Genomic DNA, 25,311 nt, shown 5'->3' with positions numbered 1-25,311 from the left:
AGAGCGCCTTTCGGCTCGCTTTTTACTTGCTGATGTGGTGGATCAGCGTGCCTTCCGGCTCACCCATGACAACCCGACGCAGTGCACCCGGTTTGTTCATGTTGAACACCCGGATCGGCAGATCGTGGTCACGGGCCAGGGTAAAGGCTGCAAGATCCATTACCTTGAGCTCTTTTTCAAGCACTTCGTTGTAGCTGAGCTCATGATACAGCACGGCGTCCGGATTCTTAACCGGATCCTCGTTGAATACACCATCGACCTTGGTGGCTTTCAGTACCACGTCGGCTTCGATCTCGATGCCGCGCAGGCAGGCTGCGGAGTCGGTGGTGAAGAAGGGGTTGCCGGTACCGGCGGAGAAGATCACCACCTTGCCGGCGCGCAGCTGGCTGATGGCCTCGGCCCAGCTGTAGGAATCGCACACACCCTGCAGGGAGATGGCAGACATCAGACGGGCATTCACATAAGCACGATGCAGAGCATCACGCATGGCCAGGCCGTTCATCACGGTTGCCAGCATGCCCATGTGGTCACCCACCACGCGGTTCATACCCGCCTTGGCGAGACCGGCACCACGGAACAGGTTGCCGCCGCCGATGACCAGACCGACCTGAACACCCAGCTCAACCAGCTCTTTGATCTCTTGGGCCATCCGCTCCAGCACCGCCGGATCAATGCCAAAACCCTCGGATCCTTGCAGGGCTTCACCACTCAACTTCAGAAGAACACGTCTGTATGCAGGCTTGGGATTGGTACTCATGTCACTGATTCCTGGTCATATAAAGACCGCGACATAAGTCGCGGTCTGGGGAAACGGAAAAACCGGTTCGATTAAGCCTTCTGAGCGGCTGCGATCTGGGCTGCTACTTCAGCAGCGAAATCGGTCTCTTGCTTCTCGATGCCTTCGCCCACTTCGAAACGGGTGAAGGAGACAACGTCAGCACCTTCTTTCTTCAGCAGTTCGGCGACGGTGATGGACGGGTCCTTCACGAAGGGTTGACCAGTCAGGGAAACCTCACCGGTGAACTTCTTCATGCGGCCTTCAACCATCTTCTCGGCGATGTCTTTCGGCTTGCCGGAGTTGATGGCGATGTCGATCTGAATTTCGCGCTCTTTGGCAACGACTTCAGCGGACACGTCTTCCGGCTTGACGAACTGCGGGCTGTTGGCAGCAACGTGCATGGCCAGATCTTTGGCCAGCTCGGCAGTGCCACCGATCAGCTTGGTGATAACACCGATACGGGAACCGTGTACGTAGGTACCCAGGTTGTCACCTTCAACCAGCATCACGCGACGCAGGTTCATGTTCTCACCGATCTTGGCGATCAGGTTGGTGATGGTCAGCTCAACGGACTCACCGTTACCGAAGTCGGCCGCTTTCAGGGCGTCAACGTCAGCAATTTTCTGGGTGGCGGCGATGTCGGCGATCTTCTGGCCCATGCCCATGAAGCTGGCATCTTTGGCGACGAAGTCGGTTTCGCTGTTCAGCTCGATCATGACGGCAACGTTGCCTTCGGTACGGGCGAAGATCACGCCTTCAGCGGCGATACGGCCGGCTTTCTTGGCGGCCTTGGCCTGACCGGATTTGCGCATGTTCTCGATAGCCAGCTCGATATCACCCTGAGCTTCTTCCAGTGCTTTTTTGCAATCCATCATGCCAGCGGCGGTGCGCTCACGCAGTTCTTTTACCAGGGCGGCAGTAACGTTAGCCATTTTCAGTATCCTCGGTCTTGATTTGACAAGAAACAGGGGCCACAAGGGCCCCTGCTAACCAATTACATCAGCTTGGTTAATAAGGGCTTTTCAGTCCTTATCAATTACTCAGCTTCAACGAAACCATCTTGTTCGGCTTGAACAACGATGTCCTGAGCGCGAGCTTCCAGTACGGTGTCAGCGGCAGCGTTCAGGTACAGGTTCACAGCACGGATAGCATCGTCGTTACCCGGGATGACATAGTCAACGCCGTCCGGGTTGGAGTTGGTATCAACGATGGAAACGACCGGGATACCCAGGTTATTGGCTTCTTTGATAGCAATGTGCTCGTGGTCGGCATCGACAACGAACAGAACGTCAGGCAGGCCGCCCATGTTCTTGATACCACCCAGGCTCTTCTCCAGCTTTTCCATTTCGCGAGTACGCATCAGCGCCTCTTTCTTGGTCAGCTTGTCGAAGGTACCGTCTTGGCTCTGGGTTTCCAGATCTTTCAGGCGCTTGATGGACTGACGAACGGTTTTCCAGTTGGTCAGCATGCCGCCCAGCCAGCGGTGGTTAACATAGAACTGGTCACAACGATCAGCGGCTTCTTTTACGGCTTCAGACGCGGCACGCTTGGTACCTACGAACAGTACCTTGCCTTTCTTGGCAGCTACGGAGCTGATGAAGTTCATGGCATCGTCAAACATCGGAACGGTTTTTTCCAAGTTGATGATGTGAACCTTGCTGCGGGCGCCGAAGATGTAGGACTTCATTTTCGGGTTCCAGTAACGAGTCTGGTGACCGAAGTGAACGCCGGCTTGCAGCATGTCGCGCATAGAAACTTTAGCCATTTTATACCTCTGTATTGGGGTTAGGCCTCCACACATCCCATGTAACCGACCCCAAAGGGGCACCCCGGTACAGGTGTCGATGTGTGTGTGTTATTGAGTAAGGGTGATGGAAGGAGGACACAAGTTCCCCATTCCGGCGCGCTTTATACCATAACTTTGCTCAGGATACCACCGGCTGCCTCGCTAAAAGTGGATCCCCAAACCCAGCCTGCGACCGCTGGATGACGCTGCGATGACGATCACACTGGAAGTAAACGGGGGTTGGGGATAAAATTTTGGCCTGATTGCAAACGCATCTATTTTTCATTACCTGATTGTTGGTCATCCACAGGATGAAGATCAGGCCGCAAGAGAGATCCCATGTCCATCCAAATCAAGACACCGGAAGAGATTGAAAAAATGCGTGTCGCCGGCCAGCTGGCTGCCGATGTGCTGGTAATGATCGCCCCCCATGTCAACGCCGGTGTCACCACCGACGAGCTGAACACCCTGTGCCACGACTATATCGTCAACGTGCAGCAGGCCGTGCCCGCACCGCTGAACTATCACGGTTTTCCCAAGTCCATCTGCACCTCGGTCAATGATGTGATCTGCCACGGCATTCCCAATCACAAGAAGCTGCGGGAAGGGGACATCATCAACCTGGATATCACCGTCATCAAGGACGGTTACCATGGCGATACCTCCGCCATGTTCATCGTGGGCCAGACCACCCCGCTGCGCCGTCAGCTGTGCAAGGTAGCCCAGGAGAGCCTGTACGCCGCCATCAAGCGGGTGCGCCCCGGCATGTGCATCACCGAGATTGGCGCCGTGATCCAGCCCATCGTCGAGCAGGCCGGTTTCTCCGTGGTGCGCGACTACTGTGGCCACGGCATCGGTGCCGAGTTCCATGAAGAGCCGCAGATCCTGCACTATCGCAACGGCGGCAAGCAGGAGCTCAAGCCCGGCATGTGCTTCACCATCGAGCCCATGGTCAACAGCAAGAAGTATCACTGCCGCGTCAACCCGAAGGATGGCTGGACAGTGACCACCAAGGACGGCGGCGACTCCGCCCAGTGGGAGCACACCCTGCTGGTGACCGAGGATGGCTGCGAGGTGCTGACCCTGCGCCCCGATGACACTATCGACCGAGTCATCAAACACGGTTAACATCAAACCCCGGCCCTTCGCCGGGGTTTTGTTTTTATCCGCCGTGCATGCGTGCGACAAGAGTGTGAGATGCCATGGATGCCAGCCTGCTTTCCCCCCACCTGTTACCCGACGATCAGCTCACCCGCGAGAACTGCAAGGAGTACCTGAGCCGCTTCCTCGCCTGGCTGCATGAGCGCTTCGATGCCGGTGACAACATCATCGAACTGGTGGCCACCCGCTCCGAATACATGGATGCGCTGCTGACCCGGTTGTGGCACAAGTTCGGCTTCGACAAGACCAGCCTCACCCTGATCGCGGTGGGGGGCTATGGCCGCGGCGAATTGCACCCCCACTCCGACATCGACCTGCTCATCCTCTATGAGGGGGAAGAGCTGGACGAGGTGCTGGGGCTGCGCATCGGCGAGTTCATCACCCTGCTGTGGGACCTCAAGCTGGAGGTCGGACAATCGGTGCGCAACGTGAGCGAGTGCATCGAGCAGGGTCGCGCCGACATCACGGTCGCCACCAACCTCATCGAGGCGCGCTACATAACTGGCCGCCAGGCGGGCTTCGAGCAGTTGCAAGAGGCCACCCTGCCCCAGCATTTCTGGCCGAGTGAGGAGTTCTTTCGCGCCAAGCGCGAGGAGCAACACCTGCGCCACCAGCAGTTTCTCGGCACCGCCTACAAGCTGGAGCCAGATCTCAAGAGCAATCCCGGTGGCCTTCGCGACATCCAGACCCTGGCCTGGGTCGCCCGCCGCCATTTCGGCGCCACCACCCTGTTCGAGATGACCAGCCACGGCTTCCTGAACCGAGCCGAGTACCGGGAGTTGCTGGACTGCCAGAACTTCCTGTGGAAAGTGCGTTTCGCCCTGCACATGGCCATTAACAAGGGGGACAACCGCCTGCTGTTCGACCGCCAGCGCACCGTGGCCCAGATGCTCGGCTTCGAGGGGGACGGCAACGGCCCGGTCGAGCAGATGATGAAGCGCTTCTACCAGACGGTGCGGCGGGTGGCTGAGCTCAACGAGATGCTGCTGCAGCTGTTTGACGAGGCTATCCTCGGCAATACCGCCATGGACGTGCGCCGCATCAGCGACGAGTTCCAGCTGCGGGGCCGGCTCATCGATGCGGTGGACTCCGAGCTGTTTGGCCGGGATCCCGCCGCCATACTGCGGCTCTTCTACCAGATAGCCCAGCACCCCGAGATAGTCGGCATTCACTCCGCCACCCTGCGCCAGCTGCGGGAAGCCAGACGCACCCTCAACTGCTGGTTGCAGGATCTGCCCGAGTGCCGCCGCCTGTTCATGGCGCTGTTGCGCCACCCCAACGGCATCGGCCAGCCGCTCACCCTGATGCACAAATACGGCATCCTCGCGGCCTATCTGCCCCAGTGGAACCTCATCGTCGGCCAGATGCAGTTCGACATGTTCCACGCCTACACCGTGGATGAGCACACCCACCGCCTGCTCAAGAACATCCACCGTTTCGCCAATCCGGCCAGCCGCCAGACCCACCCGCTCTGCCACGAGGTGTTCACCCAGCTGCGCAAACCGGAGCTGCTCAGCATCGCCGCCCTGTTCCACGACATCGCCAAGGGCCGGCGCGGCGATCACTCCGAGCTCGGCGCCGTCGATGCGCTGGAGTTCTGCCAGTTGCACGGGCTGGATCGCTACGAGAGCCGGCTGGTGGCCTGGCTGGTGCGTCACCACCTGCTGATGTCGGTCACCGCCCAGCGCCGGGACATCTATGATCCCGAGGTGGTGGCTGACTTCGCCCAGAAGGTGCGGGACGAATTGCACCTCGACCTGCTCTACTGCCTGACCGTGGCCGACATCTGTGCCACCAACGACACCCTCTGGAACGACTGGAAGGGCACCCTGTTGCGGGAGCTCTACTTCGCCACCCAGAAGGCGCTGCGCCAGGGGCTGGAGAACCCGCCGGACATGCGCCTCAAGATCCGCGAGAACCAGCGTCAGGCCAAACAGATCCTGGCCCAGCGCGAGGTCTCGCTCGATGCGGTCAACGCCCTCTGGAGCGACTTCAAGGCTGACTACTTCCTGCGCCACAGCCCGGAGCAGATCGCCTGGCACTGCCGCAAGATCATCGCTCACGGCGACAACCCGGCGCCCCTGGTGCTGATCGGCAAGCACCCCATCCGCGGGGGCAGCGAGGTGTTCATCTATTGCCGCGACACCCCGAATCTGTTCGCCACCGTGGCCTCGGCCCTGGATCAGAAGAACCTCAACATCCACGACGCCCAGATCATGAACTCCCGCAGCGACTATGTGCTGGATACCTTCATCGTGCTGGAGCCAACCGGCGAGCCCATCAGCCCGAACCGCACCGCCACCATCAAGAAGGCGCTGGAGAAGGCCTTGCAGGAGCCGGGTAAGCTGGTGCTGCGCAGCAAACCCCTGTCCCGGCGCCACCGACAGTTCAGCGTGCCGACCCGGGTAGTGTTCTTGCCCCACAAGGGGGAGAACCGCCACACCCTGCTGGAGCTGACGGCGCTGGATACCCCGGGCCTCCTGGCCCGCATCGGCGCCGTGTTCCAGCAGTGCGGCCTGTCCCTGCATGCGGCCAAGATCACCACCATAGGCGAGCGGGTGGAAGACTTCTTCAGCCTGACCACGCTCGAGGGCGAGCCCCTGAACCAGGCCGAGCAGCAGGCGCTGGAGGAGCGGCTGGTCAATCAGCTCAATCCGCAGGAATCCGCGGACGACGAGGGATCGCAAGGGGGCCTCGCTGGACGCCATATTTCCTTCTGATTTACTAATCAGAACAAGCCCTTGAATGGACAATGCACAAGAAAGCGCCGCTCTCTCGAAGAAATCGGCCGGGGCCCTTAAAAACAATTGGAAAAGTGTGATACAACAAACGGAATTTTTTAGAGGAAACCTGTCATGACCGAGTTGCAACAGATCATCGAAGCGGCCTTCGAACGCCGTGATTCCATCACTCCCGGCTCCGTCGATGCCGCCACCAAGACCGCCATCCTGGAGGCCATCGAGCTGCTGGATTCCGGCAAGGCCCGGGTCGCCGAGAAGATCGCCGGCGAGTGGGTGGTCCACCAGTGGCTGAAGAAGGCGGTACTGCTCTACTTCCGCATCAATGACAACGGCATCATCAAGGGCGACGATGCCCAGTACTACGACAAGGTTCCCCTCAAGTTCTCCGACTACACCGCCGAGCAATTCAAGGCGGCCGGTGTGCGCGTGGTACCGCCGGCGACCGCCCGCAAAGGCTCCTTCATCGCCCCCAATACCGTGCTGATGCCCTCCTACGTCAACATCGGCGCCTTCGTCGATGAAGGCACCATGGTCGACACCTGGGCCACCGTCGGCTCCTGCGCCCAGCTCGGCAAGAACGTCCACCTCTCCGGCGGCGTCGGCATCGGCGGCGTGCTGGAGCCGCTGCAGGCCAACCCGACCATCATCGAAGACAACTGCTTTATCGGTGCTCGCTCCGAAGTGGTTGAAGGCGTGATCGTCGAGGAAGGCTCCGTCATCTCCATGGGCGTCTTCATCGGCCAGTCCACCCGCATCTATGACCGCGAAACCGGCGAGATCCACTACGGCCGCGTGCCGGCAGGCTCAGTGGTCGTCTCCGGCTCCCTGCCCTCCAAGTGCGGCAAGTACAGCCTGTACGCCGCCGTCATCGTCAAGAAGGTGGATGCCAAGACCCGCGCCAAGGTCGGCATCAACGCCCTGCTGCGCTCCATCGACGAGTAATCGGCAGCCGATACGACTGAATAAAAAAAGGCGCCTGATGGCGCCTTTTTCTATACCTTCACCTCTATCCCAGCAGTCGAGAACCGCGGCCCAAGCCGTCGGCATCAACGCCCTGCTGCGCGCCATCGGCGAGTCATCGACAGCCGATACGACTGAACAAAAAAGGCGCCCGATGGCGCCTTTTTCTATGGCTGCGCCCGCGTCGACGGGCGCGGACAAAACAAGGGTTCTTTTGGGCCCCTTTTGATTTTGGCGCCCCTGTCACAGGCAAGCCACAGTGACTCGGTTAAGATAGACGGGTCAGGATCGTTTCAAACCGAGGAAGCCCGATGTACGAGAATCTGAAGAGCCTGGGGATCCAGGAACCCACCTCAGTGGACAGCTATACCCTGCGCCAGGAAGCCAATCACGACATCCTCAAGATCTACTTCAAGAAGCAGAAGGGCGAGTTCTTCGCCAAGAGTGTCAAATTCAAATACCCGCGCCAGCGCAAGACCATGCTGGTCGATTCGGGCACCCACGAGTACAAGGATGTCACCGAGATCAATGCCAACCTCAAGTACGTGGTGGATGAGCTAGACAACCTGACTCAGGGCGTGCACGTCGAGATCGATCAGGACATCAAGCAGAAGATACTGCGTGACCTGCGCCACCTGGAGAAGGTGGTACAGAACAAGATCAGCGAGATAGAGCGGGATCTGGAGAAGTTGTAGATCCCACCTCATTGCAAAAAGGCGCCATAAGGCGCCTTTTTTAATGAACAAAGCAGTGAAATCTGCCATCAGATTTGACTCAAGCAGTCTGTTTATCTACCACCAGCGAGCCTTGAGGCCCTGTCAGGACCATGTCCGCCCGGTAGCTATGCCGGGATCCCCATCGCCTTGCAAGGCACGGATAACGCCCAACAAAAAGGGAGGCTTGCGCCTCCCTTCTCGGAACTCTCGATGTCAGGCAACCAATTAGTTGCTCTTCATCCAGATGTCCATTTCGGTTTTCAGGTTGTCGGACTTGGTACCGAAGATGGCTTGTACGCCGGAACCAGCCACTACCACACCGGCAGCGCCCAGCTTCTTCAGACCAGCCTGGTCAACCTTGGCCACGTCCTTCACACCGACACGCAGACGGGTGATGCAGGCGTCCAGGGAGGCGATGTTCTCTTTACCACCGAAGGCAGAGACCAGGGCGGCAGACATCTCGTCCTTGCTCTGAGCAGCAGTCGCTTCTTGGGTTTCGTCTTCACGGCCCGGAGTCTTCAGGTTCATGGCACGGATGACCACGGTGAAGACCACGTAGTAGAGGACGGCGTAGACCAGACCCAGACCTACCAGCAGCAGCATGTTATCGGCACGGGGTGATTGCACCACGAAGTCGATGAAGCCGTTGGAGAAGGTGTGACCGTGCACGATACCCAGAGAGTTGGTCAGCACATAGGCCAGGCCCGCCAGCAGGGCGTGGATTGCGTACAGTACCGGTGCCACGAACAGGAAGGAGAATTCGATAGGCTCGGTGATACCGGTCAGGAAGGAGGTCAGGGCGGCAGAGGCCATGATACCAACGATCTTGGCGCGGTTTTCCGGCTTGGCAGAGTGCGCGATGGCAAATGCAGCAGCAGGCAGACCGAACATCTTGAACAGGTAGCCACCGGCCAGCTGACCGAAGCCGTTACCGGCAGCGCGGGAAGCGTCGTCAGCAGTCAGGAAGCAGGTCATGATGCCGTGTACGGTTTCACCGGCGCCGTTGACACAGGTACCAGCCTGATAGAAGAAAGGTACGTTCCAGATGTGGTGCAGACCGAACGGGATCAGGGAGCGCTCAACCACGCCGTAGATACCGAAGGCCAGTACCGGGTTCTGGTTGGCAGCCCAGTCGGAGAAGGCACCGATGGCACCCCCTACCGGCGGCCAGATCACGGACAGGATCACACCCAGGCCGATGGACACGAAACCGGTGATGATGGGCACGGCACGTTTACCAGCGAAGAAGCCCAGGTACTCTGGCAGCTGGATCTTGTAGAAGCGGTTGAACGCCCAGGCGGCGACGCCACCGGCGAGGATACCGCCCAGTACACCGGTGTCGATCTTCTCAACACCCATCACAGGTGCCATCACAGACAAGGTGGCGGTCATGATGCCGTAGCCAACGATGGCAGACAGACCGGATACACCGTCGTTATTGGTGAAGCCAAGGGCCACACCCACGGCAAACAGCAGGGCCATCTGACCGAACACGGAACCACCGGCTTGCTCCATCAACTGGGAGACAATTTCCGGCAACCAGCTGAAGTGGGCAGCGCCCACCCCCAGCAGAATACCTGCAACGGGCAAGACCGATACTGGCAGCATCAGCGCCTTACCGACCTTTTGCAGATTAGCGAAAGCATTTTTTAACATGTGTGCGCTCCTGAATGGATTTTCCGTAAGCGGCTCGGTGCAATTGAGAGATGACAGCGTTCATCATCCGGCTTTGTACCTAGTCGACCCGGGTTTACTTATTTTGACCAGCTGAATATAACCCAGCAGTATTGGAATTTCTTCCATCAGGCAGAAGGGAATAATGAATTTGGAGGGGAGATCACAAGATAATAAGAAGAGGTTTATTTGCACAGATTACGGATATTATTCCGCATCATCATCTTATTACGAATAAACAAGAAGTGCTGTTTCGCATTGTATTTTAGAGAATCACAACAATACCAAAGGAAACTCATTGTAACATAACGTAACGCATTGCTATTTTCTATGACCTAGTCTACCGATTAAAAAGGCCTCCAACAAGGAGGCCTCAAATAAATATTAGACAATATAAATACCGCGATTTAATTTTTCTGTGAACGTTTCACCGCATCAATAAAGACCGACTTCGCCTTGGTCGAACCGGCGCGCTCCGCTTCATTCACCAGCTGCATCGCCTTGTCGATATCCCCAGCCTTCACCGCTTTCTCGATCTGGCTGTTGTAGAAGCTTTCGGTCTCGCTCAGCATGGCCGGCGCCGGTTTGCTGGAGGCGGCTGCGACAGCGGCAGTCGTCGCGGCAGGCTTGGCCTGACTCATCTCCACCTTGTCGGAGTACTCGGGTTTGAACACTGCCTCAATGCCCTGTCCCTTGGCCATGTCGACGACCTTGATCTGGACCAAACCCCAGGGAGAGTGCGGGATGAGGGGATCCTTGATATTCGGCTCGACCGTGCCATTCGCACGGGCAAACGCCTTGGCCGGGTGCAAGATGGTGGTGCTGCCGGCGAGTTCATCGGCCGGGGCATAGACCACCATGTAGGTCTCGGTGGCCGGGTTGCCCGGCATGCTGCGATCGACGAACACCTTGCCTTCGATCCTGTCGTTGTCGAGCAGATGGGCCGGCTGGTAGGTGAAGACTGATTCACCCAGTACGCGGGTCACCTTGAACTCGGCATCCAGCATGACTACCTTGGGGATCAGCACCGTCTTGCTTACTTGAGAGGCCAGCGTGATGGCCAGGTTGCCGGTATTGACGGGCAGACGATAGGCGGCGAAGTAGCTCATTCCCTCATCGAATTGATAGCTAGGCTGCTTGCCATCGATGGCCAGCAGCGTCTCTCCTTCGGGCAGAGAGACGTAGTTGAATTCGTTGAATCCCTTGCAGCAGCTCGTGGTCTGAGAGAGCGCCTGCTTGGCCTGGTCGGCATTGCTCAGGATGGAGGCATGCTCTTGCATGGGCACGACCATGCTACCGGAACAGCCGGCCAACAGCGCGGTAACTACGGCCGCGATAGACATCTTTACCAGTTTCATTCTTCTTATCTCCATAACCCGGTTGCCAAATCCAGCAAAACAAAACTGCCCCCAGAAGGGGGCAGTGACTAACTTAACTGAAGATACTGCTTACCACCAAGCTTCTGCTTGTACACCGAAGTTCCAAGTGTTGTCGTCGTTGTTGCTGCCATTAAAAGTCTGACCGTTGTCGCCACCGGACTTCAGGTAGGAAGCGAACACGCGGATTTCCGGACGGGCCCAGAAGCTGGGGCCGGCAGACCAAGCCTGTGCGATGGTGTACTTCTGACCGTTGCGATCCTTGCTCTCCTGCCCCTTGACATCTTGGGTGTCGTGATAATAGCCAAGCTCCAAGATGGTCTTCTGGATCTCATCCCACTTATACATGGGACGAATTACTGCGGAGAAGGTATCGGCATCCGAGCCCGCCACACCATTGATGGTCACGTCATTGGACTGACCGTAGACCAGCTGATGACCAAACTCGACTTTGTCACCGATCGGCAGCACGCCCCAGTTGATGATACGGAAGCCGTCACCGCTGGCGCCATCTTGGCTAGTCCAGTTACCTGAACCGTAGTAAATCGGCAAGGTGGCATAGCTGTCGCTCATGTATTGCAGCGTGGTCTTGTTAAAGCCACCCAGCAGGTTCTGAGTCAGTTCGGCGGTCAGCATGACGCCATCTTTAATATCATCGTTGACCTTGTCCTGATCGTCAGTCGGGTTGGCGATGGCATAGTCAACACCCAGCTCCAAGGAAGCATCATTCCAGAGCGGGATTCCGGCATAACGGGCATCCAGAATGTTATTGTTCAGCTCACCGGCATCACTGCGCGTCCAAGCCAAGGAGAATTTGCCCGGACCAGCCTGGATGTTTTCGATACCAGCACCAGCACCAGACACGTCCCAGTAGTAGAAGTCGGAGATGTGGATATCGTGACGTTGGTAGTAACGCTTACCAGCCCAGAGGGTGGCTTCAGGTGCGAAGCCCAGCACGCCCTTGGCTTGGACGTTGAACTGGCGCAATGCGAATGTGGCATCATTCTTACATTGTTTAGTATCAAAGTTACATACCGTATCAGTACTCTCCCAGTCATTCGACTGATCGCTTTGCATAGCAACCATTGAATCCACATAGAAGGTCTTGCCATCCTTGTTAAAGACTTCTTGTCCCAGTTGCACTTCGCCATAGGTTTCATTTTCATTACCCAGACGTCCAACTTTCTGCTTGTCGAAAGTTTGCATGTCACCATCTTCGGAGACACCAATGCCTGAACGGAAGTAGCCGTGGAAATCAACGGCGAAGGCGGCTTGTGAAGCCAGGGCAGCGGTTACTGCTGCTGCAATCGGGAGCCACTTTGCTTTCATTTTCATTTTTCCTTATTCCCGCTGGGAGTGTGATCCTGATATTCAAGTTCTTATCACCGTAAAAACGTTTGGGTGATAACCGAGGTCGATTATAAGTAGCCAATTTCGCGACAAACATGAGCTGATTCACAAAACGGCGACAAATTGCCGGGACTCAACCTCACAGGAGAATCAAGGATTGAAAAATGACAAAAACCACAATAAAACACCAAAAAACAACACATACGAGCAATGAAAAGCCCATGAAAAGGTTTTCTGGTATTAATTCGCGATGGAGATTAAGTTGCGATCCGGTTATTCCGTGACGAAAACATGACTGAAATCGCTTTCATCGCGGAACTTTTAATTTTCTGATTTGTCGCGCCGTTGACTAATAACGGGCTCGGCAGGGGTGTTTTACGCATAGAAAATAACCTGACAAAATGCAGGATATATTTCCCGATCCGGCTGAGTGAGTCCTAAAATAACTATCCCCCGCGGGTAAACCGACGGGGGATAATTTGAAATATCGGGATGAAAAACTTACAGCGTATTTTCCCATTGCCTGAGCCAGCTGAGCGCCGCCACTTCGGGCTCATCCTCCACAGTCGCATCTATCTCCAGACGCTCAACCAGGGGCTCGGCGGCCAGTTCCTGCAGCAATTCATCGAGCCTGCGGCCTGCCCCGCAAAAATGCTCATAGCTGCTATCTCCCATGGCGATGAGGGCATAGCGCCAGCCCTTCATATAGGGAGCGCGATCGGCCAGGGCGCTGGCAAAGGATTGCAGGTTGGGGGGGATGTCCCCCTGCCCCGTGGTCGCCGTGATCAGCAGCAAGAAGCGGGAGGAGTCGATGTCTTCCAGCTCGGCCTCATCGAAGACCCGGCAGACATGGCCTTTTCCCTCCAGATGGCGGCTCAGGGTCTCGGCCACCAGCATGGCCGAGCCGTAGACGGTACCGACCAGGATATCTATCTCGGCCATCAGCACCCCCTCAGGCAATAGAGGCAGTGCCAAGGCGACAACCTGCCCAACGCGGGACGGGAGGGAAGACGGGGACTTGTTAGCGGGGTATCTCGTTGAGCCATAACCTGTTCCTCTGACTGGCGTGGTCTACAGCATGCCACAGCCGGGTCAGAGGAAACAGCCGATGGGATGGCTAGGGCGCGTAATCGCTCTCGCAGGCGGGCCAGCCCAGCTTGGCAAACAGGCCCAACACTTCCGGCCCGAGCGGAGCCTGGATCCGCATCGGCACCTTGAGCACGGGGTGCTCGAAACTGAGTTTGTGGGCCACCAGCAACAGCCGCTCGCAGCCAAAGTGCTCGCGGAAGAAGCGGTTATGGCGGCCATCCCCGTGGGTGGTATCCCCGACGATGGGGTGGAACAGGTGATCGAGATGGCGGCGCAGCTGATGCTTGCGGCCGGTCTTGGGGAAGAGCCTCACCAGGCTGTAGCGACTGGTGGGATGCTTCTTGGAGACCGCATGGGGCAGCTCAACGCTGTGCAGGCGACGAAACGCCGTCACCGCCTCCTGGGCCGGGCGATCCGGGTTGCTCATGGCATCGGCTATCTTGTCCAGCTGCTCTTTGAGCGGATAGTCGATGAGGCCCTCTTCCGGCGCCCAGCCACGCACCAGCGCCAGATACTCTTTGTGCACCCGGCGGGCGGCGAAGGCCTCCGTCAGGGTGCGCGCCACGGCGGGATCCAGTGCAAACAGCAGCACCCCCGAGGTGGGCCTGTCGAGCCTGTGTACCGGATAGACGTGACGGCCGCCGATAAGATCCCGGGTCATCTGCATGGCGAAGCGGGTCTCGGCCTTGTCGAGCCAGCTGCGATGCACCAGCAGACCGGACGGTTTGTTGACCGCCACCAGCCAGTCGTCCTGATAGAGCAAGGTTAACTTCATGATTGGACCAATACGTCGTTAAAATTCAGCACATTGCATAGATTAAAGCGTGAAATGCTGGTTATTTCTGCCATCCCGCACAGATCGGGGTCCGTCGGCATCATTGCTCCACTATCTTGCCGGAGAGCAGCAGATCGAAGCGCGCGATGAGTCGCAACAGCCCCGCCACCTCGGCCAGCTCTTCCTTATAGACTTCGCTCGCCATGGGGTAGAGCGAGACGCTGGTCGGCAAGGGGGCCAGCAGCAGCACCAGCTGTTCCATGCGCGGGATCAGCACGAACTGCAGCCACTGATCGAAGCTCAGGGTATCGACGCAAAAGGGCAGCTCGCTGGCCAGGGCCTCGGCGCCCGGATGGCCTGTTTGCCAGCGGTCGAGGCGCTGCAACTCGGCGGTGAGTTCACCCAGCAGGTTGGCTACCAGCAAATATTGATTCATCTCGTCCTCTTCCTCATCTTGGGGCCCCGCGTGCCGGGCAGGCGTTGCGGCCGCACTCATCAAACTGCGTGTCAAAAAGGGGCGCTACTATACACCGCCCCCCCGATGGCTGCCATGGTGCCGTCACTTGCCCTCCTCGGGGCCGCACCGCTGGCTATCTGATGGCGCGCCCTTATAATCGCCGACATCACCCTTAGCCGGACCCTCTCATGTCTGACATCAACACCTTGACCGAATTCCTGACCCAGGCCGACACCCAGTTCCAGCTGTTTGACATGGGTCGCCAGGTGCGCCCGCTGGCCAGCGATCTCTTCACGCGCATCGAGCAGCAGCAGGAACCCTATCCCTGGCCCCTGCAACAACATGCCTGGCTCGGCGTGCATTTCTTCCAGCCAAGCGATGCCAAGCACTACCTCTGGTTCCTCAAGTTTGCGCTCGATGAGCGTGGCCTGCTGATGGGCGCCGGTCCCAAGCACTTCATGGATCAGGTGATCGAGACCCTGGGCTACAAGCTCACCGGCGAGCTGGATGAGGAGAAGGCCGAGCGCCTGGCTGACAATCCCTACACCTTCCGCCCGGCCGAAGCCAAGATGGCGAGCCTGCATGCCAAACTGGCCCGCCAGCTGGAACAGCCGCCCTCGGCCTACTACGACGCCCTGTGCCTCTACCTGGCGGCGCCCGGTGAAGAGGGTTGGCAGAGCCTGGGGTTGCAAGGCTTCGCCGACTTGGCCGAGCGCCTGCAGGACGAGCGCAATCTGGCGCTGGTGTGCAAGGCGCTGCCCAAGCTGCCCCAGGCCCCGCTCTATGCCCTGTGCCAGAGTCTGGAAAACGCCCCGCTGCCCCCGGCGCTGCAGGGTGCGCTGCTCGAACGCATCGGCAAGGAGCAGGAGTGTGGCGAACCCAACGCCGAGACCCTGGCCTATCTGTGCCGGGCGCTGGCCTCCTGCAACGGCAACAGCCTGCGCACCAACAAGCTGCTGACCCTGCTGCAAACCCAGCCGAGCCCGGCCCTGTTGCTCGCCATCGCCGGCCGGCTCTGGCCGGATCTGAAGTCACCCGCGCTGCTCAGCCTGTTCCTGGAGCAGCTGGCGTTGCAGCCCAGCCAGTTCTTCAATCAGGTCTTTGCCGAGCTGGTGACCCTGCCGGCCCTGCGCGATGATATGCTGGCGAGATTGCGTGATCCCGAGCGCAGCGACGCCCTCGGTCAGGCTATCGGCCGGCTGTTCGCGTCGGCATAATGAACGCGGTGGCGCATCGATCCGATGAGCCACCGCAAACCACAGCCTCAGACCCTCATCTCACAGAAGGAACCCGTTGATGGGAGAAATGCTCGGAATCTTGTTGCTGATCCTCATCGGTGGGGCCTTCTGGCAGCAACGTCGTCAGGCCGAGATCGCCTGGCAATACATGCGACGTTACTGCCAGCACCACGATCTGCAACTGCTCTCCCTCGCCCGCACCCACCGCGCGCTGGGGCACGGCCCCCTGCGTCTGCTGACCTATTACCAGTTCGAGTTCTCAAGCGATGGCGAGAGCCACTATCAGGGTCAGCTCTGCATGCAGGGCTTCCACGTTGCCGGCGTCGAGCTGCCACCCCATCGCCTGCCCTCCTAACAGGGCCCGGGGGAACAAGGGAGTCAGCCTGACTATAATTCTCGAGGATCCCTTTCAAGGAGAGACGAGATGGAATTGCTGACCCACGACATGCCCGCCCTGTTTGCCCAGCTCGGGCTGGCCAATGACGAAGTAAGCCTGCACCGTTTCATCCGCGAGCACCGCCTGGACAATCAGACCCTGCTACCCGAAGCCGACTTCTGGAACCCGGCCCAGGCCGGCTTCCTGCGCGATGCGCTCTGGAATGACGCCGACTGGTCGGCAAGCATCGATCAGCTGGATGTGATGCTGCGCCAGGCAAACTGACCCGGCGCCCTTCACGCGGCTTTTCTGACGGCCAGGCTTTGGTTAAGCTCCGTGCTCCCATTCGCAAGCAGCAAGCCGGCCGCCACTTAAGGTCGCAGTGAGAAGCCAAGATGTCAGCCCAAGAGATCATCCGCATCGCCAACGAACTGAGTGCCAAGGGGATCACCCCTTCCACCGCCATGGTCAAGGCGCGCCTCAGTCATCCCGTGCCCATGGCCGAGCTGCTCAAGGTGTTGAGCCAGTGGAAACAGCAACCCACCGAGTCCGCCCCGACCACGACGCCCAGCGCAACCAGCCGTGAGACACCGGCCGATGCCGTCAACCTGCAGCAACTGAGCGAGCAGCTCAACCGGCTCGAGCAGAAGGTGGATCGCCTGACCGCCCTGCTGCTCCAGCGCCAGCCGGACTGACCCGTCGCCATGCATATCCTCGAACTGCATTTTGAATGTTACCGCGACACCTCCCTCGGCGAGGCCGAGCGGGCCATAGTCAACTACCTCGACATGCTGCGTTATCAGGGCCAGATCCTGGGGCGGGAGTTCCCCACCAGCATGCAGGAGGGGCACTTCATCAGCCGGGTGGTCTGTCCCGAGCAAGACAGCCTGCACCCGGACAACCAGAGCGAGCAGGTTGCACTGGCCGAGCAGGGCCTGCACCAGGCAGGCCTGTTGGCACCCAAGCTGCGCCTGCAGGGCATGGATCTGCTGTCCGACAACACGGATCCTTGCGGCCACACAGGGGAGCGCCCGAGCTGGATGCTGCTCTATACCAGCTTCCTGCACAGCTGCTCGCCCCTGCGCTGCGGCGATCATTTCGCCCCCATCCCGCTCTACCGGCTGCCCGCCATCGCCAACGGGGATCACAAGCAGATCATCAAGTGGCAGGAGGACTGGGAGGCCTGCGATCAGTTGCAGATGAACGGCTCCATCGCCGAACACGCCGTGCTGCACGAGATCGGCGAGGTGGGCAGCCGCCTGCAGCGCCGGGGCAGCGATCTGGTCAAGCGGCTGGAAGCCGTGAGCGGCATCCCGACTTACTACTATCTCTATCGGGTCGGCGGCCTGAGCAAGGCGGCGGAGCAGGCTCGCCTCTGCCCCGGCTGTGGCGGCGACTGGGCGCTCAAGGCCCCGCTGCACGAGATCTTCGACTTCAAGTGCGATCCCTGCCGGCTGGTCTCCAACCTCTCCTGGGATTTCAAGGATTGAGGCACGGCGTCCGGCGCCATCGAGCGGCGATATAAAAGCGCCCCTGACCATGGAACGACGATACAAAAAAGAAGGGCCTTGCCATCTGGCAAGGCCCTTCTGCTATTTCAGGCTCACTGAGGCAGGGTTTCCAGCCGGGTGAGGAAGGCGGGCAACGAAGGGGCCAGCACCAGCCGGCGGCCGGAGTCGAGCCATTCCAGCCAGACTTGGCCGCTCTCGTTGTCGAAGGATATCAGCGTCATCTCGTTGCGGGTGGTGGCGATGAAGATCGACGGCGAGCGCTTGAGTTTGCGCAGCATCAGCAGGTGGCCAATGAGATTCTCCCTGAGCAAGTCCAGATCTTCCTCGTTCCACGGCAGTATGAGCTCGATGCGCAACCCCTTGTACGAACAGGGGATGGGGCGGCTGAACCAGTGCCCAAACAGGGCAAGGGCGGCGGGGTGCAGCGTCAACTCCAGCGCATCGGCCATGGCGCCGAAATCCGCCGGCTCGCTTCGCTGGTAAGGGCGCCAGGCTACCTTGCCTTCCTTGGGATCATCCAGCTCACAGGGGGAGCGCCATCCCTGTTCCCACTCGCACAGGGGCAACCCTCGCCTCGCCTCACCATCGCGCTGCCAGCGTAAAAAAAACTGCTCAAGGGCAGACAAGACTTGATCCGACATCGAAATCCCCCACAATAACGGCCCAAAATAGCCGCAAGTTCGAACGCAAAATCCGGCTATTGCACCATCAAACAGCTGAGCAGACAAGCAATGAGCAAACAAGAGAGATACGCCGGCGCCAGCGCGCTGCAGGGCCTGAGCCTGGGCCAGCAATCGGCCTACATCAGCCAGTACAGCCCCGAGCTGCTGCAACCCGTGCCACGCAGCCTGAACCGTGACGATCTCGGCCTTGGCGAGACGTTGCCCTTCCAGGGGTGTGACGTCTGGACGTTGTACGAACTCTCCTGGCTCAACGCCAAGGGCATGCCCATGGTGGCAGTTGGCGAGGTGTCGGTACCGGCGCAGAGCCCGAATCTCATCGAATCCAAGTCGTTCAAGCTCTATCTCAACTCCTTCAACCAGACCCGCTGCGACTCGCTGGCGGCGGTGCAGGCCCTGTTGGTCAAGGATCTGAGCGCCTGCGCCGGGGACGAGGTCGGCGTCACCCTGTTCACCCTCAGCCAGGCGCCACACCAGATAGCGACCCTGCCGGGTGAGTGCATCGACGAGCAGGACCTCGAGATCGACAGCTACGAGTTCGACCAGACCCTGCTGCAGGGAGCGGCGGGCACCGAGGTCGTGGAAGAGACGCTGCACAGCCACCTGCTCAAGTCCAACTGCCTGGTCACCAGCCAGCCGGACTGGGGCTCCCTGGTTATCCACTATCGCGGCCCGCGCCTCGATCGGGAGAAGCTGCTGCGCTATCTCATCTCGTTCCGCCAGCACAACGAGTTCCACGAGCAGTGCATCGAGCGGATCTTCATCGATCTCAAGCACTTCTGCCGCCCAAGCGAGCTGACCGTCTATGCCCGCTACACCCGCCGCGGTGGGCTGGACATCAACCCCTTCCGCAGCGACTGGGAGCCGGTTCCAGCCAACCTGCGCCTGATCCGCCAGTAAACACCGGCGCCGTTGGCAATGGGTGGGCTTGGCGGCCATCGCCCACCTAGTCCATCATGCCCAATCCACCGGTAGACGCTGGATGCCGCTGACGGTAGTGGGCTTGGCCATCAAGCTCCAATCTATTGAGTAAACTCTGGGCGCCGCTGACGGCAGTGGGCCTGGGCACCATTTCCAATCTATTGAGTAAACTCTGGACGCGCAGGGGTGGGCTTGGATAACATGCCAGCACTCCTGTGGCGTTCTTAATCCAATGAATCAACTGTTTTTTCTGGCAATGATGATGTCCTCCCTGTCGGCTCCGGATCTGGATCTGGCCAAGGAGCAGTTGTCTATCGATCTTCAGCAGGCCCAGACCCTGGTGCTGACCGATCCCGTCAGATGTGTCCAGATCGCCACCTCCTTCCTCGAACGCACCGCCAATAATCCCAAGCAGATCATCAGCAATCGTCAGGAATACGGCTACCGAGAGCCGATCCTGAACTACGGCACGGCCACCCAGGCCACCGGCGCCTACCTGCTCAAGGGCGAGTGCCTGCAGCAGCTGGGACAAGCCAAGGCGGCGCAAGAGTCCCTCGAGCAGGGCATCGCCATGGCCGAGAAGGAGCAGCAGTTCGAGCTGCAGGCCCACGGCCTCTATCTCAAGATCCGCAGCCGGAACATGCAGGAGCGCTCCCACGGGGCCAGCGCCATCTTGCTCGATGAGCTGGACAAGTTGCTGGCCAACCCGAGCCTCAAAGAAAGCCAGTTGCAGGTCTACAGCCGCCTGCTGCACGTCAACGCCAGCATGGAGGGACAGCAATTCGAGGCGGCCAAACGCCAGCTGGCGGAGAGCCACAAGTGGGCGGAGCAGACCAAGAACCCCCTCTCCCTGGCCTGGGTCAGTGCCGTCGGCGGAGATCTCTACCATGCGCTCGGCCAGCCCCAGCTCGCCCTTGGCGAATACATAGATGCCCAGCAGCAAGCCAAGGGCCTGCAAGATCCGTTGTTCCTCGGCCTGCTGTCGAACCAGATGGTCAGCCTCTATCAGGAGGAGCAGGAGCCCCAGAAGGCGCTGCAATATGCCAATGAGGCGGCCAACTACTTCCATGCGCTGGGCAACCCCTCTCTGCTCAGCGATGCGCTGATCGTGCTCGCCCGCCTCAACCGGGATCAGGGCGAGATGAACATGGCGCTGGTCTACTTCTTCAATGCCCTGGACCTGCTCGACGAGGGCAACAACCGCATCCGCATCGCCCACCTCAAGTACGAGATTGGCAAGACCTACCTGATGACCGGCAACCTGACCCTGGCCCGCAACTACCTCAATGCCGCGCGCCAGTCCCACGAGATGGGGGATGACAAGGAGTCGCTGATCGACACCCTGCTGCTGCTCGGGGAGCTGCACCTCAAGCAACAGGAGGCGGGGATCGCCATTCTGCAGCTGGAGAATGCCCTGACCCTGGCGAACCGGCTCGGCGATATCCGGCGTCAGTTCGAGATCTTCCGCCTGCTCTCCATCGCCTACGAGCAGAAGGGCTATATCAAGCAGGCCCTCGACAGCTACAAGAACTTCCATCAGCGCAGCGAGCTGGTGCGCCAGCAGCAGCTGGATCTGGAGCAGGAGGCCGTCCGTGACAACTACGCCCAGGTGGAGCAGGCACAGCAGGTCAAGGAGCTGGAACAACGGCTCGACATCAGCCAGCACCAGCAGGATCGCTATCTCTGGTCCAGCGTCAGCACCGGCCTGTTGCTGGCCCTCTTCATTTACCTGTTCTTCACCCTCTGGCTCAAGCTGCGGGTCGCCCGTCTCAACGCCAAGCAGCTCAGAGAAGCCCTGCTGATCGAGCCGCGCAGCGGGCTGGCCAACTGGCAACGGTTGATGAGCCGCTGGCCGCGGGAGATGGCCAAGCGCCAGCAGAAATCCGATCGCTGGTACTTGAGCGAGCGCTCCACCAGCGAATTTGACGACAAGTTGCACTATCTGCTGTTTCGGGTGCCTTTCCTGGTCAACAGCCTGGAACAACATGGTTATCAGGTCAGCCGCGAGATCGAGCAGGCCTTTGGCAACTACGTCAACCAGCTGACCCCGCAGGATGGCCGCATCTACGATCTGCGCGAAGGGCACCTGCTGTATGTGGTGCCACAACGCCACGTGGCTCAGTTGCACGAGCTGGCGCAGGAGCTGCTCGATACCCTCGCCGCCTTCCCCTGCGAGTACCCGCTCGACAGGCATATCAGCCTCGGTATTGTCAGCCATCCCTTCCTGCCGAAGGCGGCGATGGCGCTCGATCATCACGGCCTGTTCGACCTCTGCTACCTGGCGCTGTCGGGGGCCATGCAGCTCAGTGAAAAATACCGCCAAAGTGTCTGGCTGGAGCTGGCCGCCATCGATTGCCAGCAAGCCGCGTTTTTTAATGGCGATGTGTGGCAATGCTGCTTGATGGCAATTGACAAGGGGCTGGTAAAAGTAAATTCTTCTCATGAAAAGCAATGGGTTAACTGGCTTGTGCTTTCACGGACGAAAGTGCCGGATAACATGTGACAAAAAGGTACTCAACGGGGTCTTTCATTGGCTTACTGTTGCTGGACGATACAAAAACGATAATGACAACAGGGCGACCTGAACAATGAATGATATCGCTGCCGTAACAGGACAATTGGCAAGACTCAGGGAATCCCTTCAGCAAAAACAGCAGGAGCTCGAGGGCATGGCCACGTTCTCCGATGCTGAACGCACCCGCAGCATCCAGTTCATCGCCAAGCTGATGCAGGCCTGCCGTGGTCACGACCGTGAGCTGGACAGCCGCCTCGCCAAACTCAAGCAGAAACTCGATGGCAATCCTCCGCTCTCGTCCCTCGACGGGGACCTGGCCGTCATCGAGAAGCTGTTGCAGCAACATGGCAACGCGCTGGAAGAGTCCATCGGCCTGACCCGGGCCGCCATCGAACTTGGCAGCAAGCAGCTCAAGTCGCTCAAAGGCTTCCCGGAAGATACCCGTCGCTCGCTCAAAGAGTTTCTCGCCAGCCCCGAGGGCTATGGCATTGGCGATCACCAGAAGAAGGTGATCCGCTTGCTGGAGTTCTACCAGCAGGCCATCAAGATCCAGCTGTTGCCGACCCAGCCCCTGCTCAGCCAGCCGCCTCCCCGGCTAGCCGGCACAGATCTGGCCCCGCCGGAGGTAACCGCCTCGTTTGACGTCAAGGCCCATGCCCAGATCGCCGACGAATTGCAGCGCCTCATCACCGAGCTCGATTTCGCCGGCGCCGTCGGCGAGAGCCTGGCGGACATCCGCCGCCAGTTGCTGGGAGGGATCACACCGCAGTTGCTGGCCGAGATCTGCCTGCAGATCATCGAACTCATCATCGAGGGCACCCGGGAAGAGCGCAAATCGTCCCAGGCCTTCCTCAGCACCCTCAACGAGAGCCTGTCGGCCGTCCATTTCAACTTCACCGAATCTCTCGACGAGGGGCGGGCGCTGCAAAATGCCACCCACCTCAGCGACCAGGCGTTGACACGGGAGCTCGAGGCCATCGATCGCACCCTGCTTACCCACGACTCTTCCATCGTCCTGAAAGAGGCCATCTGCAGCCACGTGGACGCCATTCGCCGCCTGCAGCAGGACAGGGAGGCCATGGCCGGTCGTGAGCGTCACCTGCTCACCCACCTCTCCAACATGGAGGCCAAGCTGCGGCTGATGAAGGAGGAGACCGCCGAGTACAAGAAGCGGCTCACCATTCAAAAACACAAGCTGTTCCTCGACAGCCTGACCCAAGTGCACAACAGAGCGGCCCTCGACGAGCGACTCGAGCTCGAATACAAGCGCTGGCTGCGTTACAGCACCCCGCTCTGTCTGGCCATCATCGACATCGATCACTTCAAGAACATCAACGACAACTACGGCCACATGGCCGGCGACAAGGCGTTGAAGGTGGTTGCCAAGGCGCTGCAGAGCGCCCTGCGCGATACCGATTTTATCGCCCGTTTCGGCGGTGAAGAGTTCGTGGTGCTGCTGCCCAACATCAATCCGGACAAGTACCAGAAGCCGCTGGAGAACCTGCGCCAGACCATCAAGAGCATCCCGTTCCGGTTCAGGGATGCCAAGGTCGAGATCACCATCTCCATCGGTGCCACCCTGTTTAGGGAAGGAGACCATACCACGGATGCGTTTGAGCGCGCCGACAAGGCACTCTACAGCTCCAAGCACCTGGGACGGGATCAGGTCAATCTGGCCTGAATCCGGCCTGACAAGCGACTAAAAAACGCGCAAACGCACCAACCCCCTATTCCCCTTCCCTACCCCTTGCCTCTACTATCGAAATCGAGGGATGTCACGGCATCCCGTTTTCTCCCCAGGGAAAGCACAACGATAACAAGACGAGTGAAGGGGAACCTATGATTACGCACATCAATCCTGTCGGCAGCATGGACTTGCTGTCTCAGCTCGAGGTGGATCGCCTCAAACAGACCGCCTCCAGCGATATCTATCAACTGTTTCGCAACTGCTCGCTGGCGGTGCTCAACTCCGGCAGCCACACCGACAGCTCCAAAGAGATACTGGAGCGCTTCAAATCCTTCGACATTCATGTGATCCGGCGCGAGCGCGGGGTCAAGCTCGAGCTATTCAACGCCCCCGAGCACGCCTTCGTCGATGGCGAGATCATCCGCGGCATCCAGGAGCACCTCTTCTCGGTGTTGCGGGACATCCTCTACGTCTCGACCCAGCTGGAGTCGAACCGCCTGGTCAACCTGACCAGCTCCACCCACATCTCCAACGTGGTGTTCGCCATACTGCGCAACGCCAAGGCGATCCTGCCGGGGGCGGATCCTAACCTGATCGTCTGCTGGGGCGGCCACTCCATCAACGAGATCGAATACCAGTACACCCGCTCGGTGGGCAGTGAGCTTGGCCTGCGCGAGCTGAATATCTGCACCGGCTGCGGACCGGGTGCCATGGAGGGCCCGATGAAGGGGGCGGCCGTCGGCCACGCCAAACAACGGGTACGCAACGGTCGCTACATAGGCCTGACCGAACCGTCCATCATCGCCGCCGAGCCCCCCAACCCCATCGTCAACGAGCTGGTGATCCTGCCGGACATCGAGAAGCGACTGGAAGCCTTCGTGCGCCTCGGCCACGGCATCATCATCTTCCCGGGCGGGGTCGGCACCGCCGAGGAGCTGCTCTATCTGCTCGGCATCATGATGCACCCGGCCAACGAGCGCCAACCCATCCCCATAGTGCTGACTGGGCCCAAGGAGAGCGCCGACTACTTCCGCGCCATCGACGACTTCGTCAAGGCGACCCTGGGGGAACCGGCCACCCGCCTCTACCGGATCATCATCGGCGATGCACCGGAAGTGGCCCGGGTCATGAAGGAGGCGATGCCCAAGATCCGCGAATACCGCAAATCCGTCGGGGATGCCTACTCCTTCAACTGGTCCCTCAAGATTGAGCCGGAGTTCCAGCTGCCATTCGAGCCGGATCACGCCAGCATGGCCAGCCTGGATCTGCATCGCAACCAGCCGCCCCAGCTGCTGGCGGCCAACCTGCGCCGTGCCTTCTCCGGCATAGTCGCGGGCAACGTCAAGGAAGGGGGCATCCGCGCCATCGAGAAGAAGGGGCCCTTCAAGTTGCACGGCGACAAGGAGCTGATGCACCTGATGGACAGGCTGCTGGAGAGCTTCGTCAGGCAGCAACGGATGAAGCTGCCCGGCACCCAGTACATCCCCTGCTACGAGATAGTGAAATAAAGAGCGCCATAG

General features: G+C 59.4%; 23 protein-coding genes. 13 read left to right on the top strand and 10 right to left on the bottom strand.

Going from position 1 to position 25,311, the window contains the following annotated elements; all coding sequences use genetic code 11:
- Positions 1 to 22: 22 nt before the first annotated feature.
- The 3 genes from pyrH to rpsB all read right to left on the bottom strand — a co-directional run bounded on the left by pyrH (position 23) and on the right by rpsB (position 2,543).
- The gene (gene pyrH, locus BN1124_RS04540; RefSeq protein WP_042639589.1) at positions 23 to 757 is read right to left on the bottom strand and encodes a UMP kinase; all 735 of its coding nucleotides are present in this window, start codon (positions 755 to 757) and stop codon (positions 23 to 25) included.
- 71 nt (positions 758 to 828) lie between these two features.
- Complete coding sequence (gene tsf, locus BN1124_RS04535) at positions 829 to 1,710, bottom strand: translation elongation factor Ts (protein ID WP_033132046.1); 882 nt, start codon at positions 1,708 to 1,710, stop codon at positions 829 to 831.
- A 104-nt stretch (positions 1,711 to 1,814) separates the two neighbouring features.
- Positions 1,815 to 2,543 carry a 30S ribosomal protein S2 gene (gene rpsB, locus BN1124_RS04530; RefSeq protein WP_042639587.1) on the bottom strand — a complete coding sequence of 243 codons (729 nt, stop codon included), beginning with the start codon at positions 2,541 to 2,543 and terminating at the stop codon, positions 1,815 to 1,817.
- Positions 2,544 to 2,903: 360 nt separating this feature from the next.
- Between rpsB and map the strand changes: the two genes are divergently transcribed.
- The 4 genes from map to BN1124_RS04510 all read left to right on the top strand — a co-directional run bounded on the left by map (position 2,904) and on the right by BN1124_RS04510 (position 8,121).
- Positions 2,904 to 3,692, top strand: a complete 789-nt coding sequence (gene map / locus BN1124_RS04525) for a type I methionyl aminopeptidase (protein WP_042639586.1) — start codon at positions 2,904 to 2,906, stop codon at positions 3,690 to 3,692.
- Between the two features lie 74 nt (positions 3,693 to 3,766).
- Positions 3,767 to 6,445: a bifunctional uridylyltransferase/uridylyl-removing protein GlnD gene (gene glnD / locus BN1124_RS04520; protein ID WP_042639585.1), complete on the top strand. Its 2,679-nt coding sequence runs from the start codon at positions 3,767 to 3,769 to the stop codon at positions 6,443 to 6,445.
- 135 nt (positions 6,446 to 6,580) lie between these two features.
- A complete protein-coding gene (gene dapD, locus BN1124_RS04515) occupies positions 6,581 to 7,408 on the top strand; it encodes a 2,3,4,5-tetrahydropyridine-2,6-dicarboxylate N-succinyltransferase (RefSeq protein ID WP_042639584.1) in 828 nt (275 codons plus the stop codon).
- Between the two features lie 329 nt (positions 7,409 to 7,737).
- A complete protein-coding gene (locus BN1124_RS04510) occupies positions 7,738 to 8,121 on the top strand; it encodes a DUF3461 family protein (RefSeq protein WP_042639583.1) in 384 nt (127 codons plus the stop codon).
- A gap of 246 nt (positions 8,122 to 8,367) precedes the next feature.
- Here the strand turns inward: BN1124_RS04510 and ptsG are convergent, their stop codons facing one another.
- The 6 genes from ptsG to BN1124_RS04480 all read right to left on the bottom strand — a co-directional run bounded on the left by ptsG (position 8,368) and on the right by BN1124_RS04480 (position 14,842).
- On the bottom strand, positions 8,368 to 9,798 hold the full coding sequence (ptsG, locus tag BN1124_RS04505) for a PTS glucose transporter subunit IIBC (protein WP_042639582.1): 1,431 nt from the start codon (positions 9,796 to 9,798) through the stop codon (positions 8,368 to 8,370).
- Between the two features lie 425 nt (positions 9,799 to 10,223).
- The gene (locus BN1124_RS04500) at positions 10,224 to 11,174 is read right to left on the bottom strand and encodes a MalM family protein (protein WP_042639581.1); all 951 of its coding nucleotides are present in this window, start codon (positions 11,172 to 11,174) and stop codon (positions 10,224 to 10,226) included.
- 90 nt (positions 11,175 to 11,264) lie between these two features.
- On the bottom strand, positions 11,265 to 12,521 hold the full coding sequence (locus BN1124_RS04495) for a maltoporin (RefSeq protein ID WP_042639580.1): 1,257 nt from the start codon (positions 12,519 to 12,521) through the stop codon (positions 11,265 to 11,267).
- A gap of 522 nt (positions 12,522 to 13,043) precedes the next feature.
- Complete coding sequence (locus BN1124_RS04490; protein ID WP_042639579.1) at positions 13,044 to 13,484, bottom strand: flavodoxin; 441 nt, start codon at positions 13,482 to 13,484, stop codon at positions 13,044 to 13,046.
- Between the two features lie 175 nt (positions 13,485 to 13,659).
- Positions 13,660 to 14,406 (bottom strand): tRNA pseudouridine(65) synthase TruC, encoded by a 747-nt coding sequence (gene truC / locus BN1124_RS04485; protein ID WP_042639578.1) that lies wholly within the window; start codon positions 14,404 to 14,406, stop codon positions 13,660 to 13,662.
- A gap of 100 nt (positions 14,407 to 14,506) precedes the next feature.
- Positions 14,507 to 14,842: a YqcC family protein gene (locus tag BN1124_RS04480; RefSeq protein ID WP_042639577.1), complete on the bottom strand. Its 336-nt coding sequence runs from the start codon at positions 14,840 to 14,842 to the stop codon at positions 14,507 to 14,509.
- Between the two features lie 209 nt (positions 14,843 to 15,051).
- On the opposite strand from BN1124_RS04480, the gene BN1124_RS04475 reads away from it, so the two are divergent.
- The 5 genes from BN1124_RS04475 to BN1124_RS04455 all read left to right on the top strand — a co-directional run bounded on the left by BN1124_RS04475 (position 15,052) and on the right by BN1124_RS04455 (position 17,967).
- On the top strand, positions 15,052 to 16,080 hold the full coding sequence (locus BN1124_RS04475; RefSeq protein ID WP_042639576.1) for a DUF3549 family protein: 1,029 nt from the start codon (positions 15,052 to 15,054) through the stop codon (positions 16,078 to 16,080).
- 79 nt (positions 16,081 to 16,159) lie between these two features.
- Complete coding sequence (locus BN1124_RS04470) at positions 16,160 to 16,456, top strand: DUF3301 domain-containing protein (protein ID WP_042639575.1); 297 nt, start codon at positions 16,160 to 16,162, stop codon at positions 16,454 to 16,456.
- 69 nt (positions 16,457 to 16,525) lie between these two features.
- Positions 16,526 to 16,762, top strand: a complete 237-nt coding sequence (locus BN1124_RS04465; protein ID WP_042639574.1) for a DUF2789 domain-containing protein — start codon at positions 16,526 to 16,528, stop codon at positions 16,760 to 16,762.
- A gap of 110 nt (positions 16,763 to 16,872) precedes the next feature.
- Positions 16,873 to 17,172, top strand: a complete 300-nt coding sequence (locus tag BN1124_RS04460) for a hypothetical protein (RefSeq protein WP_042639573.1) — start codon at positions 16,873 to 16,875, stop codon at positions 17,170 to 17,172.
- Between the two features lie 9 nt (positions 17,173 to 17,181).
- Positions 17,182 to 17,967 (top strand): Zn-ribbon-containing protein, encoded by a 786-nt coding sequence (locus BN1124_RS04455; RefSeq protein WP_042639571.1) that lies wholly within the window; start codon positions 17,182 to 17,184, stop codon positions 17,965 to 17,967.
- Positions 17,968 to 18,080: 113 nt separating this feature from the next.
- On the opposite strand, the gene syd is transcribed toward BN1124_RS04455, so the two are convergent.
- Positions 18,081 to 18,629: a SecY-interacting protein gene (gene syd / locus BN1124_RS04450; RefSeq protein ID WP_042639569.1), complete on the bottom strand. Its 549-nt coding sequence runs from the start codon at positions 18,627 to 18,629 to the stop codon at positions 18,081 to 18,083.
- Between the two features lie 90 nt (positions 18,630 to 18,719).
- On the opposite strand from syd, the gene queF reads away from it, so the two are divergent.
- The 4 genes from queF (at position 18,720) to ppnN (ending at position 25,299) form a co-directional block, all read left to right on the top strand.
- On the top strand, positions 18,720 to 19,568 hold the full coding sequence (queF, locus tag BN1124_RS04445) for an NADPH-dependent 7-cyano-7-deazaguanine reductase QueF (RefSeq protein ID WP_042639567.1): 849 nt from the start codon (positions 18,720 to 18,722) through the stop codon (positions 19,566 to 19,568).
- A gap of 253 nt (positions 19,569 to 19,821) precedes the next feature.
- Positions 19,822 to 22,092, top strand: a complete 2,271-nt coding sequence (locus BN1124_RS04440) for a hypothetical protein (protein WP_042639565.1) — start codon at positions 19,822 to 19,824, stop codon at positions 22,090 to 22,092.
- 85 nt (positions 22,093 to 22,177) lie between these two features.
- Complete coding sequence (locus BN1124_RS04435; RefSeq protein ID WP_042639563.1) at positions 22,178 to 23,785, top strand: GGDEF domain-containing protein; 1,608 nt, start codon at positions 22,178 to 22,180, stop codon at positions 23,783 to 23,785.
- A 158-nt stretch (positions 23,786 to 23,943) separates the two neighbouring features.
- Positions 23,944 to 25,299 carry a nucleotide 5'-monophosphate nucleosidase PpnN gene (gene ppnN, locus BN1124_RS04430; protein ID WP_042639561.1) on the top strand — a complete coding sequence of 452 codons (1,356 nt, stop codon included), beginning with the start codon at positions 23,944 to 23,946 and terminating at the stop codon, positions 25,297 to 25,299.
- Positions 25,300 to 25,311 lie beyond the last annotated feature (12 nt).

It is taken from the genome of Aeromonas eucrenophila, from assembly GCF_000819865.1.
Lineage (GTDB): Bacteria > Pseudomonadota > Gammaproteobacteria > Enterobacterales > Aeromonadaceae > Aeromonas > Aeromonas eucrenophila.
This window is presented reverse-complemented; position numbering and strand designations above follow the sequence as displayed.

Coding starts and splice junctions, on each gene's coding strand:
- BN1124_RS04465 (WP_042639574.1), top strand. CDS start 16,526: ATGGAATTGCTGACCCACGACATGCCCGCCCTGTTTGCCCAGCTCGGG.
- glnD (WP_042639585.1), top strand. CDS start 3,767: ATGGATGCCAGCCTGCTTTCCCCCCACCTGTTACCCGACGATCAGCTC.
- queF (WP_042639567.1), top strand. CDS start 18,720: ATGAGCAAACAAGAGAGATACGCCGGCGCCAGCGCGCTGCAGGGCCTG.
- pyrH (WP_042639589.1), bottom strand. CDS start 757: ATGAGTACCAATCCCAAGCCTGCATACAGACGTGTTCTTCTGAAGTTG.
- ppnN (WP_042639561.1), top strand. CDS start 23,944: ATGATTACGCACATCAATCCTGTCGGCAGCATGGACTTGCTGTCTCAG.
- rpsB (WP_042639587.1), bottom strand. CDS start 2,543: ATGGCTAAAGTTTCTATGCGCGACATGCTGCAAGCCGGCGTTCACTTC.
- BN1124_RS04490 (WP_042639579.1), bottom strand. CDS start 13,484: ATGGCCGAGATAGATATCCTGGTCGGTACCGTCTACGGCTCGGCCATG.
- truC (WP_042639578.1), bottom strand. CDS start 14,406: ATGAAGTTAACCTTGCTCTATCAGGACGACTGGCTGGTGGCGGTCAAC.
- BN1124_RS04460 (WP_042639573.1), top strand. CDS start 16,873: ATGTCAGCCCAAGAGATCATCCGCATCGCCAACGAACTGAGTGCCAAG.
- ptsG (WP_042639582.1), bottom strand. CDS start 9,798: ATGTTAAAAAATGCTTTCGCTAATCTGCAAAAGGTCGGTAAGGCGCTG.
- BN1124_RS04435 (WP_042639563.1), top strand. CDS start 22,178: ATGAATGATATCGCTGCCGTAACAGGACAATTGGCAAGACTCAGGGAA.
- syd (WP_042639569.1), bottom strand. CDS start 18,629: ATGTCGGATCAAGTCTTGTCTGCCCTTGAGCAGTTTTTTTTACGCTGG.
- map (WP_042639586.1), top strand. CDS start 2,904: ATGTCCATCCAAATCAAGACACCGGAAGAGATTGAAAAAATGCGTGTC.
- tsf (WP_033132046.1), bottom strand. CDS start 1,710: ATGGCTAACGTTACTGCCGCCCTGGTAAAAGAACTGCGTGAGCGCACC.
- dapD (WP_042639584.1), top strand. CDS start 6,581: ATGACCGAGTTGCAACAGATCATCGAAGCGGCCTTCGAACGCCGTGAT.
- BN1124_RS04480 (WP_042639577.1), bottom strand. CDS start 14,842: ATGAATCAATATTTGCTGGTAGCCAACCTGCTGGGTGAACTCACCGCC.
- BN1124_RS04500 (WP_042639581.1), bottom strand. CDS start 11,174: ATGAAACTGGTAAAGATGTCTATCGCGGCCGTAGTTACCGCGCTGTTG.
- BN1124_RS04455 (WP_042639571.1), top strand. CDS start 17,182: ATGCATATCCTCGAACTGCATTTTGAATGTTACCGCGACACCTCCCTC.
- BN1124_RS04510 (WP_042639583.1), top strand. CDS start 7,738: ATGTACGAGAATCTGAAGAGCCTGGGGATCCAGGAACCCACCTCAGTG.
- BN1124_RS04495 (WP_042639580.1), bottom strand. CDS start 12,521: ATGAAAGCAAAGTGGCTCCCGATTGCAGCAGCAGTAACCGCTGCCCTG.
- BN1124_RS04475 (WP_042639576.1), top strand. CDS start 15,052: ATGTCTGACATCAACACCTTGACCGAATTCCTGACCCAGGCCGACACC.
- BN1124_RS04440 (WP_042639565.1), top strand. CDS start 19,822: ATGAATCAACTGTTTTTTCTGGCAATGATGATGTCCTCCCTGTCGGCT.
- BN1124_RS04470 (WP_042639575.1), top strand. CDS start 16,160: ATGGGAGAAATGCTCGGAATCTTGTTGCTGATCCTCATCGGTGGGGCC.